At 67.1% G+C, this 13,733-nt stretch carries 8 protein-coding genes; 7 read left to right on the top strand and 1 reads right to left on the bottom strand.

Annotation, left to right across the window (positions count from 1 at the left end):
• Window positions 1–5 precede the first annotated feature (5 nt).
• The 3 genes from A5756_RS10845 (at window position 6) to rplL (ending at window position 2,200) form a co-directional block, all read left to right on the top strand.
• Window positions 6–914: an ROK family protein gene (locus A5756_RS10845; protein ID WP_066951976.1), complete on the top strand. Its 909-nt coding sequence runs from the start codon at window positions 6–8 to the stop codon at window positions 912–914.
• Window positions 915–1,180: 266 nt separating this feature from the next.
• Window positions 1,181–1,774: a 50S ribosomal protein L10 gene (gene rplJ / locus A5756_RS10840; protein ID WP_066951974.1), complete on the top strand. Its 594-nt coding sequence runs from the start codon at window positions 1,181–1,183 to the stop codon at window positions 1,772–1,774.
• A gap of 33 nt (window positions 1,775–1,807) precedes the next feature.
• The gene (rplL, locus tag A5756_RS10835; protein WP_066951972.1) at window positions 1,808–2,200 is read left to right on the top strand and encodes a 50S ribosomal protein L7/L12; all 393 of its coding nucleotides are present in this window, start codon (window positions 1,808–1,810) and stop codon (window positions 2,198–2,200) included.
• 56 nt (window positions 2,201–2,256) lie between these two features.
• On the opposite strand, the gene A5756_RS10830 is transcribed toward rplL, so the two are convergent.
• Entirely contained in the window at window positions 2,257–2,949 is a 693-nt protein-coding gene (locus tag A5756_RS10830; protein WP_066952055.1) for a TetR/AcrR family transcriptional regulator, read from the bottom strand.
• A 71-nt stretch (window positions 2,950–3,020) separates the two neighbouring features.
• Here A5756_RS10830 and A5756_RS10825 point away from each other — a divergent pair, with 71 nt between their 5' ends.
• The 4 genes from A5756_RS10825 to A5756_RS10810 all read left to right on the top strand — a co-directional run bounded on the left by A5756_RS10825 (window position 3,021) and on the right by A5756_RS10810 (window position 13,598).
• A complete protein-coding gene (locus A5756_RS10825) occupies window positions 3,021–4,514 on the top strand; it encodes a carotenoid oxygenase family protein (RefSeq protein WP_066951971.1) in 1,494 nt (497 codons plus the stop codon).
• 169 nt (window positions 4,515–4,683) lie between these two features.
• Window positions 4,684–5,694 (top strand): ABC transporter ATP-binding protein, encoded by a 1,011-nt coding sequence (locus tag A5756_RS10820; RefSeq protein WP_066951969.1) that lies wholly within the window; start codon window positions 4,684–4,686, stop codon window positions 5,692–5,694.
• A gap of 393 nt (window positions 5,695–6,087) precedes the next feature.
• Window positions 6,088–9,609, top strand: a complete 3,522-nt coding sequence (locus tag A5756_RS10815; protein ID WP_156659432.1) for a DNA-directed RNA polymerase subunit beta — start codon at window positions 6,088–6,090, stop codon at window positions 9,607–9,609.
• A 41-nt stretch (window positions 9,610–9,650) separates the two neighbouring features.
• Window positions 9,651–13,598 carry a DNA-directed RNA polymerase subunit beta' gene (locus A5756_RS10810; protein ID WP_066951966.1) on the top strand — a complete coding sequence of 1,316 codons (3,948 nt, stop codon included), beginning with the start codon at window positions 9,651–9,653 and terminating at the stop codon, window positions 13,596–13,598.
• Window positions 13,599–13,733 lie beyond the last annotated feature (135 nt).

The raw sequence follows: 13,733 nt of genomic DNA, 5'->3' as shown, positions 1-13,733 counted from the left end.
TCGCGATGCTCACCCTTTGTCTGGACATCGGCGGCACCAAGATCGCCGCCGGCCTCGTCGATCCCGATGGCGCGCTGGTGCACACCGTCATCCGGCCCACGCCGGCCGGCGGCGGAGCGGACGAGGTCTGGGCGGCGGTCGACGCGGCCATCGCCGACGCGCTGCGCGCGGCCGACGGTGCGGTCGCCGCCGTGGGCATCGGTTCAGCCGGCCCCATCGACCTGCGCCGCGGAACCGTCAGCCCCATCAACATCAAGGGCTGGCAAGGCTTTCCGCTGCGCGACAGGGTGGCCGCCGCCGTGCCGGGTGTGCCGGTACGGCTCGGCGGCGACGGGTTGTGCATGGCGCTGGGTGAGCATTGGCGCGGCGCGGGTCGCGGCGCCGATTTCCTGCTGGGCATGGTGGTGTCCACCGGTGTGGGCGGCGGATTGGTGCTCGGCGGCGTCCCCTACACCGGCCGCACCGGCAATGCCGGCCACGTCGGGCACGTGGTGGTGGAGGACGAGGGGCCGCCCTGCGTGTGCGGCGGTCGCGGCTGCGTCGAGACCATCGCGTCCGGACCGTCGATGGTGCGTTGGGCGCGGGCAAACGGTTGGTCCGCGCCGCCCGCCGCGGGCGCCCGGGACCTGGCCGCCGCGGCGGCGGCGGGTGAGGCCGTCGCCACTCGGGCGTTCCGCCGGGGAGCTACCGCGCTCGCGGCGATGATCGCCTCGGTCGGCGCGGTCTGCGACCTGGATATCGTCGTCATCGGGGGAGGAGTCGCGAACTCCGGCCGGCTGCTCTTCGACCCCTTGCGGGCGAAGCTGGCCGAGTACGCCAGGCTGGACTTCCTGGTCGGTCTGCGGGTGGTGCCCGCCGAACTCGGCGGTGCGGCCGGACTGGTCGGCGCCGCCCGGCTGGCGGCCCTCGGCTGACCGCCCCGGCCGTCTTAAGGCCCCGTTTTGGCTGACGGGGGCGGGTCAGGCTATCCTGATGGCCGATCCACCGAAGACCGTCGGTCACCGAGAAATCGGTTGAAGGTCCGGGAGCATCCCGGCGGCCCACGCAGGAGGACGAGGCAACAACGCCGGCACGCGCCGGCGTCTTTCACGCCCCGGCCGCATCCTGCGCCGGGGCGTACTTCGTTCTAAGGGTGAATCACAGACGACACGTCGGATCGCTTTCACTTCAGGAGGTACGCATGGCCAGGGCTGACAAAGCCACCGCCGTTGCAGACATCGCCGAGCAGTTCAGGGAGGCGACCGCGACCCTGATCACCGAGTACCGCGGTTTGACCGTGGCCAACCTGGCCGACCTGCGCCGGTCGCTGAGCGGATCGGCCACCTACTCGGTGGCCAAGAACACGCTGATCAAGCGCGCGGCGTCGGAAGCCGGCGTGGAAGGTCTCGACGAACTGTTCGCCGGGCCCACCGCCATCGCGTTCGTTACCGGGGAACCGGTCGACGCGGCCAAGGCGATTAAGACCTTCGCCAAGGACAACAAGGCGCTGGTCATCAAGGGCGGCTACATGGACGGCCGCGCGTTGACCGTCGCCGAGGTCGAGCGCATCGCCGACCTGGAGTCGCGCGAGGTGCTGCTGGCCAAGCTGGCCGGCGCCATGAAGGGCAACCTCGCCAAGGCCGCCGGCCTGTTCAACGCGCCCGCCTCGCAGGTTGCCCGCCTCGCGGCCGCCCTGCAGGAAAAGAAGGCGGCAGAGGCGCCTGCGGTGGCCGCCCCAGAACCAGCTTCGGAAGCACCCACTGAGGCTCCGGAAACCCCGGCCGAAGCCGAATAACCCCAACCGGAAATTAGGAAGGACCCACACACCATGGCGAAAATGTCTACCGACGACCTGCTCGACGCCTTCAAGGAAATGACCCTGTTGGAGCTCTCCGACTTCGTCAAGAAGTTCGAGGAGACCTTCGAGGTCACCGCGGCCGCCCCGGTCGCCGTCGCCGCGGCCGGCCCGGCCGCCGGTGGCGCCCCCGCCGAGGCCGCCGAGGAGCAGTCCGAGTTCGACGTCATCCTCGAGGCCGCCGGCGACAAGAAGATCGGCGTCATCAAGGTGGTCCGCGAGATCGTCTCCGGCCTGGGCCTCAAGGAGGCCAAGGACCTGGTCGACGGCGCGCCCAAGCCGCTGCTGGAGAAGGTCGCCAAGGAGGCCGCAGAGGAGGCCAAGACCAAGCTCGAGGCCGCCGGCGCCACCGTCACCGTCAAGTAGCTCCACTCGCAAAACCCCCGGGACCGCGCTGCGGCGCCCCCGGGGGTTTCGTGTGCTCAGCCCGCCGACCGCAGGGATTGCGCCACCCGTTCTGGTGAATCACCCAGCGCCACAAACAGTTTCAACGTCATTTCGTCCATCACCGGCACGACGGCGGCGCCGTCGTCGCCGTAGAAGCCGGCCAGTTCGAGCATGACGAATCCGTGAAGCAACGCCCAGAACTGGGCGGCTGTGGAAACGACGGTCGCGTCGTCGGCTGCGGAACCAACGGTGATTCGCCCCGCCCGCACCGACCGCTGCACTGCGCGAACCACATGCGCGAAGCTGGGAACGTGCCGCTCGATCTCGGCGACCGTGAGGGCCAGGACGTTGCCCGCCGGGGCATGGATGCCATGAGCGCTGGTACTGCCGAACATCAGGCGATACATGTGCGGTCGCTCGATCGCATAGCGCCGGTACGCGGCGCCGAGAGCGAACACATCGGCGACCGGGTCGGCCGTCTCCGGCACGGTCAGCGCGGCGTCGAACTGCCGCAGCCCCTCCGCGGCCACCTCGGCGATCAGGCCCCGCATCCCGCCGAAATGGGTGTACACCGCCATCGTCGACGTCCCCGCCGCGCCGGCGACCTTGCGGGTCTGCAGGGCGTCGGGCCCATGCTCGTTCAGCAGGTCGACGGCCGCGGACAGCATCTCGTCCCGGACACTGCGTTGCCCGGCCGGCGTGGTGCCCGAAGTCGCTTGTGAAGTCATCGTTGCCATCTTCCCATCCGCGGCGTACGTTACCTATAACAGCGTCATATCGATGTTATAGGAGCTCAGCGATGACGTCAGTGCAAACCGCCGAAACCCGGAATCCCTATCTGGAGGGCTTGCTGGCGCCGGTGCGCGCCGAAGTGACCGCCACCGACCTGCCGGTCACGGGGCACATCCCGGAGCACCTCGACGGACGCTATCTGCGCAACGGACCCAACCCGGCCGAGGAGGTCGACCCCGCCACCTATCACTGGTTCAGCGGCGACGGGATGGTGCACGGTGTCGCGCTGCGCGACGGGAAAGCCCAGTGGTACCGCAACCGCTGGGTACGCAGCCTGTCGGTGTGCGGCGCCCTGGGCGAGCCGACGCCGCGCCGGCTCGACCCCCGGGCGGGGATGCTCTCGCTGGGCGCCAACACCAACGTCCTGGCCCACGCCGGGCGCACGCTGGCTCTGGTCGAGGGCGGTGTGGCCAACTACGAGCTGACCAACGAGCTGGACACCATCGGGACCTGCGACTTCGACGGCACCCTGGCCGGCGGCTACACCGCCCACCCGCACCGCGATCCGCGCACCGGCGAATTGCACGCCGTCTCTTACTCGTTCGCCCGCGGGCGGACCGTGCAGTATTCGGTGATCGACACCCAGGGGCGCGCGCGCCGCACGGTGGACATCGAGGTGTCGGGGTCGCCGATGATGCACGACTTCTCGCTGACCGACTCCTACGTCGTCGTCTACGACCTGCCGGTGACGTTCGACCCGATGCAGGTGCTGCCGGCGGCCATGCCCCGCTGGCTCGGCCTGCCGGCCCGGCTGGTGATGCAGTCGCTGATCGGGCGCGTACGGGTGCCGAGCCCGATCAGCGCGATGATGAACCGGAACCCGAAGCACTCCGACCGGATGCCGTACGCCTGGGACCCCGACTACCCGGCGCGCATCGGGGTCATGCCGCGCGAGGGCGCAAACTCCGACATCCGCTGGTTCGACATCGAACCCTGCTACGTCTACCACCCACTCAACGCCTACTCCGAGATGCGGGACGGGACCGAGATTTTGGTGCTCGACGTGGTGCGGTACGCGCGAATGTTCGACCGCGACCGGCGCGGGCCCGGCGAATCCCCGCCGACCCTCGAACGCTGGACCATCAACCTCGCGAGCGGCGCGGTGAGCACCGAATGCCGCGACGACCGGCCGCAGGAATTCCCGCGGATCAACGAGACGCTGCTGGGCCGGGAACACCGCTTCGGCTACACCGTCGGCGCGTCCTTCCAGGGCGCCGCGCCGGCACTGTACAAGCACGACTACGCGACCGGGGGCAGCGTCGTCGCGCCGCTCGATCCGGACCTTTTGCTCGGCGAGATGTCCTTTGTGCCCAACCCCGGCGCCGGCACGACAAAACGAGCCGAGGACGACGGCATTCTGCTGGGCTACGGCTATCACCGTGGCCGCGACGAAGGCCAGTTGGTCTTGCTGGACGCCGCGACGCTCGAGCCGGTGGCTACCGTGCACCTGCCGCAGCGGGTGCCGATGGGCTTCCACGGCAACTGGGCGCCCACTGGCTAACGTGAGTTGAATAGCACGCCCGGCGCCGAGCGCGGCCGGATCTCAGGTCAGCCAATTTTTGTCGGCTGTGCCGCGCAACCCTGATGCCGTGCAGCAAGCGTGCGCTACAGTGACTCATGCCACATAAAAGGGCAGGTGGCGGGCATGCGCGTCGACGGAAGGATCTCTGATGGGTGTCGCTATTGAGGTGAACGGCCTCACGAAGTCCTTCGGGTCGTCGAGGATTTGGGAAGACGTGACGCTGGAGATCCCCGCCGGGGAGGTCAGCGTCCTGCTGGGGCCGTCGGGTACCGGCAAATCGGTGTTCCTGAAGTCCCTGATCGGTCTGCTGCGGCCGGAGCGCGGCTCGGTCGTCATCGACGGCACCGACATCCTGCAGTGCTCGGCCAAGGAGCTCTACGAGATCCGCACGCTGTTCGGCGTCATGTTCCAGGACGGCGCGCTGTTCGGTTCGATGAACCTGTTCGACAACGCCGCCTTCCCGCTGCGCGAGCACACCAAGAAGAAGGAAGGCGAGATCCGTGACATCGTCATGGAGAAGCTGACCCTGGTGGGTCTGGGCGGCGACGAGAAGAAGTTCCCCGGCGAGATCTCGGGTGGTATGCGCAAGCGCGCCAGCCTGGCCCGCGCCCTGGTGATGGACCCGCAGATCATCCTTTGCGACGAGCCCGACTCGGGTCTGGACCCGGTTCGCACCGCCTACCTGAGCCAGCTGATCCTCGACATCAACGCCCAAATCGACGCCACCGTCCTGATCGTCACGCACAACATCAACATCGCCCGCACCGTGCCGGACAACATGGGCATGCTTTTCCGGCGCAAGCTGGTCATGTTCGGCCCGCGCGAGGTGCTGCTGACCAGCGACGAGCCGGTCGTGCGGCAGTTCCTCAACGGCCGCCGCATCGGGCCGATCGGCATGTCCGAGGAAAAGGACGAGTCGACCATGGCCGAGGAGCAGGCCGCCCTCGAGGCCGGCCAGCACGCCGGCGGTGTCGAGGAGATCGAGGGAGTGCCCCCGCAGATCGTCGCCTCGCCGGGTATGCCGGAGCGCAAGGCCGTCGCCCGCCGCCAGGCCCGGGTGCGCGAGATTCTGCACACCCTGCCGCAGAAGGCGCAGGCCGCGATCATCGACGACATGGAGGGCACCCACAAGTACCGCGCGCACGAAGTCGGCGACTAAAGACCCGGTCCGAGTTTTCGCGATAACTTCGCGTAACTCCCCGGCCCGCCCTCTTGACGACGAGCCGTAAACCGGCCAGTCTGTTGGGCAGCATGTATCCAGTGGAAAGTCGAGATGCCAGCCAGCGCCGATGTCCCTGGATCGCTTGTGCTGGACAGTTGAGGAATGCGCCGCCCTGCGCTATTGTTGGACGTTGCGCTGGCTACCTCCTGCCCACCTCACCCGCCACTTGACAACGTGGTCTAAGCCTGAGCCCCCTCTAGCGGCTTGGTTCTTTAGTTGTGCGCGTGAGATTCGGACAGATCGTTCGCCGGCCAAACCGACACAATTCGCGGCGAACAGACCGGTGGTTCCGGTTCTCGTGAGTCGCACGAGGTGCTGGAAGGATGCATCTTGGCTGATTCCCGCCAGAGCAAAACGGATCGCCCACAAAGTTCCTCTAATGGAAGTTCCTTAAACGGCTCCGTACCCGGAGCGCCTAACCGAGTTTCTTTCGCCAAGCTCCGCGAACCGCTCGAGGTTCCCGGCCTGCTCGACGTGCAGATCGACTCCTTCGAGTGGTTGATCGGCTCGCCCCGCTGGCGCGAGGCCGCGGCCGCCCGCGGCGACGTCAAGCCGGTGGGTGGTCTCGAGGAGGTGCTCGACGAGCTCTCCCCGATCGAGGACTTCTCCGGCTCGATGTCGCTGTCGTTCTCCGACCCCCGCTTCGACGAGGTCAAGGCGCCGGTCGACGAGTGCAAAGACAAGGACATGACGTACGCGGCCCCGCTGTTCGTCACGGCCGAGTTCATCAACAACAACACCGGCGAGATCAAGAGCCAGACGGTGTTCATGGGTGACTTCCCGATGATGACCGAGAAGGGCACCTTCATCATCAACGGGACCGAGCGCGTGGTCGTCAGCCAGCTGGTCCGTTCGCCCGGCGTGTACTTCGACGAGAGCATCGACAAGTCCACCGAGAAGCTGCTGCACAGCGTCAAGGTGATCCCCAGCCGCGGCGCGTGGCTGGAGTTCGACGTCGACAAGCGCGACACCGTCGGCGTGCGCATCGACCGCAAGCGGCGCCAGCCCGTCACCGTGCTGCTCAAGGCGCTCGGGTGGACTAACGAGCGGATCCACGAGCGGTTCGGCTTCTCCGAGATCATGATGGGCACGCTGGAGAAGGACAACACCGCCGGCACCGACGAGGCGCTGCTGGACATCTACCGCAAGCTGCGTCCGGGCGAGCCGCCGACCAAGGAGTCCGCGCAGACGCTGCTGGAGAACCTGTTCTTCAAGGAGAAGCGCTACGACCTGGCCCGCGTCGGCCGCTACAAGGTCAACAAGAAGTTGGGCCTGCACGCCGGTGAGCCGATCACGTCGTCGACGCTGACCGAGGAAGACGTCGTCGCCACCATCGAGTACCTGGTTCGCCTGCACCACGCCCGTACGGATGGCCAGGCCGCCGTCATGACGGTCCCGGGTGGCATCGAGGTGCCGGTGGAAACCGACGACATCGACCACTTCGGCAACCGCCGGCTGCGTACCGTCGGCGAGTTGATCCAGAACCAGATCCGGGTCGGCATGTCCCGGATGGAGCGGGTCGTCCGCGAGCGGATGACCACGCAGGACGTCGAGGCGATCACGCCGCAGACGCTGATCAACATCCGGCCGGTGGTCGCCGCCATCAAGGAGTTCTTCGGCACCAGCCAGCTCTCCCAGTTCATGGACCAGAACAACCCGCTGTCGGGTCTCACCCACAAGCGCCGGTTGTCGGCGCTGGGCCCCGGTGGTCTGTCCCGTGAGCGGGCCGGGCTGGAGGTGCGCGACGTGCACCCGTCGCACTACGGCCGGATGTGCCCGATCGAGACCCCCGAGGGTCCCAACATCGGTCTGATCGGCTCGCTGTCGGTGTACGCGCGGGTCAACCCGTTCGGCTTCATCGAGACGCCCTACCGCAAGGTGGTCGACGGTGTGGTCACCGACGAGATCCACTATCTGACCGCCGACGAGGAGGACCGCCACGTCGTGGCGCAGGCCAACTCGCCGATCGACGACAGCGGCCGGTTCGAAGAGTCGCGCGTACTGGTGCGCCGCAAGGCGGGCGAGGTCGAGTACGTGCCGTCGTCCGAGGTGGACTACATGGACGTCTCGCCGCGCCAGATGGTGTCGGTGGCCACGGCCATGATCCCGTTCCTCGAGCACGACGACGCCAACCGTGCCCTGATGGGCGCCAACATGCAGCGCCAGGCGGTTCCGCTGGTGCGCAGCGAGGCGCCGCTGGTGGGCACCGGCATGGAGCTGCGCGCCGCGATCGACGCCGGCGACGTCGTCGTCGCGGACAAGGCCGGGGTGATCGAGGAGGTCTCCGCCGACTACATCACCGTGATGGCCGACGACGGCACCCGGCACACCTACCGGATGCGTAAGTTCGAGCGCTCCAACCACGGGACGTGCGCCAACCAGTCGCCGATCGTGGACGCCGGGGACCGGGTCGAGGCCGGCCAGGTCATCGCCGACGGCCCCTGCACCGAGAACGGCGAGATGGCCCTGGGCAAGAACCTGCTCGTGGCGATCATGCCGTGGGAGGGCCACAACTACGAGGACGCGATCATCCTCTCCAACCGCCTGGTCGAAGAGGACGTGCTCACCTCGATCCACATCGAGGAGCACGAGATCGATGCCCGCGACACCAAGCTGGGCGCCGAGGAGATCACCCGGGACATCCCGAACGTCTCCGACGAGGTGCTGGCTGACCTCGACGAGCGCGGCATCGTCCGCATCGGCGCCGAGGTCCGCGACGGCGACATCCTGGTCGGCAAGGTCACCCCGAAGGGGGAGACCGAGCTGACCCCGGAGGAGCGGCTGCTGCGGGCGATCTTCGGTGAGAAGGCCCGTGAGGTCCGTGACACTTCGCTGAAGGTGCCGCACGGCGAGTCCGGCAAGGTCATCGGCATCCGGGTGTTCTCCCGCGAGGACGACGACGAGCTGCCCGCCGGTGTCAACGAGCTGGTGCGCGTCTACGTGGCCCAGAAGCGGAAGATCTCCGACGGCGACAAGCTCGCCGGCCGGCACGGCAACAAGGGCGTGATCGGCAAGATCCTGCCCGTCGAGGACATGCCGTTCCTGCCGGACGGCACGCCGGTGGACATCATCTTGAACACCCACGGTGTGCCGCGACGGATGAACATCGGCCAGATCCTGGAAACCCACCTCGGGTGGGTGGCCAAGTCCGGCTGGAACATCGAGGGTTCGCCCGATTGGGCCGCCAACCTGCCCAAGGAGCTGCAGAGCGCGGAGCCCAACGCCATCGTGTCGACGCCGGTGTTCGACGGCGCCCGGGAGGCGGAGCTGCAGGGGCTGCTGTCCTGCACGCTGCCCAACCGGGACAACGAGGTGATGGTGAACGGCGACGGCAAGGCGGTGCTCTTCGACGGCCGCAGCGGTGAGCCGTTCCCGTACCCGGTGACGGTGGGCTTCATGTACATCATGAAGCTGCACCACCTGGTGGACGACAAGATCCACGCCCGCTCCACCGGTCCGTACTCGATGATCACCCAGCAGCCGCTGGGTGGTAAGGCGCAGTTCGGTGGCCAGCGGTTCGGTGAGATGGAGTGCTGGGCCATGCAGGCCTACGGCGCCGCGTACACGCTGCAGGAGCTGTTGACCATCAAGTCCGACGACACGGTCGGCCGGGTCAAGGTGTACGAGGCGATCGTCAAGGGCGAGAACATCCCCGAGCCGGGCATCCCCGAGTCGTTCAAGGTGCTGCTCAAGGAGCTGCAGTCGCTGTGTCTGAACGTCGAGGTGCTCTCGTCGGACGGCGCAGCGATCGAATTGCGCGAAGGCGAGGACGAGGACCTCGAGCGGGCTGCGGCCAACTTGGGAATCAACTTGTCGCGCAACGAATCCGCCTCCGTTGAGGACCTGGCTTAATCACTTTTAGTTACTAAACCCGCAAGGGGAAAGGGAGTTACGTGCTCGACGTCAACTTCTTCGATGAACTCCGTATCGGCCTGGCCACCGCGGAGGACATCAGGCAATGGTCTTACGGCGAGGTCAAGAAGCCGGAGACAATCAACTACCGCACGCTGAAGCCTGAGAAGGACGGCCTGTTCTGCGAGAAGATCTTCGGACCGACTCGCGACTGGGAGTGCTACTGCGGCAAGTACAAGCGCGTCCGCTTCAAGGGCATCATCTGCGAGCGCTGCGGCGTCGAGGTGACCCGCGCCAAGGTCCGCCGCGAGCGGATGGGCCACATTGAGCTGGCCGCGCCCGTCACGCACATCTGGTACTTCAAGGGTGTGCCGAGCCGGCTCGGCTACCTGCTCGACCTGGCCCCGAAGGATCTCGAGAAGATCATCTACTTCGCGGCGTACGTGATCACGTCGGTCGACGACGAGATGCGGCACAACGAGCTGTCCACGCTCGAGGCGGAAATGATGGTGGAGCGCAAGGCCGTTGAGGACCAGCGCGACGCCGACCTGGAGGCCCGCGCGCAGAAGCTCGAGGCCGACCTGGCCGAGCTGGAGGCCGAGGGCGCCAAGGCCGACGCCCGCCGCAAGGTTCGCGACGGCGGCGAGCGGGAGATGCGCCAGCTTCGGGACCGGGCCCAGCGTGAGCTGGACCGGCTGGAGGACATCTGGAGCACCTTCACCAAACTGGCCCCCAAGCAGCTGATCGTCGACGAGAACCTCTACCGGGAGCTCGTCGACCGTTACGGTGAATACTTCACCGGCGCCATGGGCGCGGAGTCGATCCAGAAGCTGATCGAGAACTTCGACATCGACGCCGAGGCCGACATCCTGCGTGACGTCATCCGAAACGGTAAGGGGCAGAAGAAACTTCGTGCGCTCAAGCGCCTGAAGGTGGTCGCGGCCTTCCAACAGTCGGGCAACTCGCCGATGGGCATGGTGCTCGACGCGGTGCCGGTCATCCCGCCGGAGCTGCGTCCGATGGTGCAGCTCGACGGTGGCCGGTTCGCCACCAGCGACCTGAATGACCTGTACCGCCGCGTGATCAACCGCAACAACCGCCTCAAGAGGCTGATCGACCTCGGTGCGCCCGAGATCATCGTCAACAACGAGAAGCGGATGCTGCAGGAGTCCGTCGACGCGCTGTTCGACAACGGTCGCCGCGGCCGCCCGGTCACCGGGCCTGGCAACCGTCCGCTGAAGTCGCTGAGCGATCTGCTCAAGGGTAAGCAGGGCCGGTTCCGCCAGAACCTGCTCGGTAAGCGTGTCGACTACTCGGGCCGTTCGGTCATCGTGGTCGGCCCGCAGCTCAAGCTCCACCAGTGCGGTCTGCCCAAGCTGATGGCGCTGGAGCTGTTCAAGCCGTTCGTGATGAAGCGGCTCGTCGACCTCAACCATGCGCAGAACATCAAGAGCGCCAAGCGCATGGTGGAGCGGCAGCGTCCCCAGGTGTGGGACGTCCTCGAAGAGGTCATCGCCGAGCACCCGGTGCTGCTGAACCGCGCACCCACCCTGCACCGGCTGGGCATCCAGGCCTTCGAGCCGATGCTGGTGGAAGGCAAGGCGATTCAGCTGCACCCGTTGGTGTGTGAGGCGTTCAACGCCGACTTCGACGGTGACCAGATGGCGGTGCACCTGCCGCTGAGCGCGGAGGCGCAGGCCGAGGCGCGCATCCTGATGCTGTCCAGTAACAACATCCTGTCGCCCGCGTCCGGGCGTCCGCTGGCCATGCCGCGGCTGGACATGGTGACCGGCCTGTACTTCCTCACCACCGAGGTCGACGGCGACAAGGGCGAATTCCGGGCGGCCGCAAAGGATCAGCCGGAGGTCGGCGTGTACTCCTCGCCGGCCGAGGCGATCATGGCCGCCGACCGCGGCGTGCTCTCGGTGCGGGCCAAGATCAAGGTGCGACTGACGCAGCTGCGTCCGCCCGCCGAGATCGAAGCGGAGCTGTTCCCCAACGGTTGGCAGCCGGGCGACTCCTGGATGGCCGAGACCACGCTGGGCCGGGTGCTGTTCAACGAGCTGCTGCCGGTGGCTTACCCGTTCGTGAACAAGCAGATGCACAAGAAGGTGCAGGCCGCCATCATCAACGACCTCGCCGAGCGCTACCCGATGATCGTGGTCGCGCAGACCGTGGACAAGCTGAAGGACGCCGGTTTCTACTGGGCGACCCGCAGCGGTGTCACGGTCTCGATGGCCGACGTGTTGGTGCCGCCCCGCAAGAAGGAGATCCTCGACCAGTACGAGGAGCGGGCCGAGAAGGTCGAAAAGCAGTTCCAGCGCGGCGCTTTGAACCACGACGAGCGCAACGAGGCACTGGTGGAGATCTGGAAGGAAGCCACCGACGAGGTCGGTCAGGCGCTCCGCGAGCACTACCCTGCCGACAACCCGATCATCACGATCGTCGACTCGGGTGCCACGGGTAACTTCACCCAGACCCGAACGCTGGCCGGCATGAAGGGCCTGGTGACCAACCCGAAGGGTGAGTTCATCCCGCGTCCGGTCAAGTCGTCGTTCCGCGAGGGCCTGACCGTGCTGGAGTACTTCATCAACACGCACGGTGCTCGAAAGGGCCTGGCGGACACCGCGTTGCGTACCGCCGACTCGGGTTACCTGACCCGTCGTCTGGTGGACGTCAGCCAGGACGTCATCGTCCGCGAGCACGACTGCGAGACCGAGCGCGGCATCCTCGTCGAGCTGGCCGAGCGTCAGCCCGACGGCACCCTGATCCGCGACCCGTACATCGAAACCTCGGCGTACGCACGGACTCTGGGCGCCGACGCGGTCGACGAGGCCGGCAACGTCGTCGTGCGCCGCGGTGAAGACCTGGGTGACCCGGAGATCGACGCCCTGCTGGCGGCCGGCATCACGCAGGTCAAGGTGCGCTCGGTGCTGACGTGTACCACCGGCACCGGCGTGTGCGCGACCTGCTACGGGCGGTCCATGGCCACCGGAAAACTGGTCGACATCGGCGAGGCCGTCGGTATCGTCGCCGCCCAGTCCATCGGTGAGCCCGGCACGCAGCTGACCATGCGTACCTTCCACCAGGGTGGTGTCGGTGAGGACATCACCGGCGGTCTGCCCCGGGTGCAGGAGCTGTTCGAGGCCCGCGTCCCGCGCGGCAAGGCCCCGATCGCCGACCTGACCGGGCGGATCCGCCTCGAGGAGGGTGAGCGCTTCTACAAGATCACCGTCATTCCCGACGACGGGAGCGAGGAGGTCGTCTACGACAAGCTCTCCAAGCGGCAGCGGTTGCGGGTGTTCAAACACGACGACGGTTCCGAGCGGGTGCTTTCCGACGGCGACCACGTCGAGGTGGGCCAGCAGCTGATGGAGGGCTCGGCCGACCCGCACGAGGTGCTGCGCGTGCAGGGCCCCCGCGAGGTGCAGATCCACCTGGTCCGCGAGGTCCAGGAGGTCTACCGGGCTCAGGGTGTGTCGATCCACGACAAGCACATCGAGGTGATCGTGCGCCAGATGCTGCGCCGCGTCACCATCATCGACTCGGGCGCGACGGAGTTCCTGCCCGGGTCGCTGATCGATCGTGCGGAGTTCGAGGCGGAGAACCGCCGGGTGGTGGCCGAGGGCGGCGAGCCCGCCGCCGGACGTCCGGTGCTGATGGGTATCACGAAGGCGAGCCTCGCCACGGACTCGTGGCTGAGCGCGGCGTCCTTCCAGGAGACCACGCGCGTGCTGACCGATGCGGCGATCAACTGCCGCAGCGACAAGCTGCAGGGTCTGAAGGAGAACGTGATCATCGGAAAGCTGATCCCGGCCGGTACCGGTATCAACCGGTACCGCAACATCCAGGTGCAGCCGACCGAGGAGGCTCGGGCCGCCGCGTACACGATCCCGTCCTACGAGGATCAGTACTACAGCCCGGACTTCGGCCAGGCCACCGGTGCCGCGGTGCCGCTGGACGACTACGGCTACAGCGACTACCGCTAGTTCGACGAGAAAGAGCTCCCGCCCAGTGCGGGGGCTCTTTTCTTGTTCGCGAGCAGATATTGCATGAATCTGGCTGCGCCGGCGCGATTTCGTGTCTGCTCGTCAGTCGAAGCGGCCAACGGCGATGAGTTCCGC

The sequence above is a fragment of the Mycobacterium sp. 852002-53434_SCH5985345 genome (genome assembly GCF_001667155.1).
In the GTDB taxonomy this organism is placed as follows: domain Bacteria; phylum Actinomycetota; class Actinomycetes; order Mycobacteriales; family Mycobacteriaceae; genus Mycobacterium.
The sequence above is the reverse complement of the archived record's forward strand: the minus strand, read 5'-3'. Positions and strand labels throughout refer to the sequence as shown.

Coding starts and splice junctions, on each gene's coding strand:
- A5756_RS10845 (WP_066951976.1), top strand. CDS start 6: ATGCTCACCCTTTGTCTGGACATCGGCGGCACCAAGATCGCCGCCGGC.
- rplJ (WP_066951974.1), top strand. CDS start 1,181: ATGGCCAGGGCTGACAAAGCCACCGCCGTTGCAGACATCGCCGAGCAG.
- rplL (WP_066951972.1), top strand. CDS start 1,808: ATGGCGAAAATGTCTACCGACGACCTGCTCGACGCCTTCAAGGAAATG.
- A5756_RS10830 (WP_066952055.1), bottom strand. CDS start 2,949: ATGACTTCACAAGCGACTTCGGGCACCACGCCGGCCGGGCAACGCAGT.
- A5756_RS10825 (WP_066951971.1), top strand. CDS start 3,021: ATGACGTCAGTGCAAACCGCCGAAACCCGGAATCCCTATCTGGAGGGC.
- A5756_RS10820 (WP_066951969.1), top strand. CDS start 4,684: ATGGGTGTCGCTATTGAGGTGAACGGCCTCACGAAGTCCTTCGGGTCG.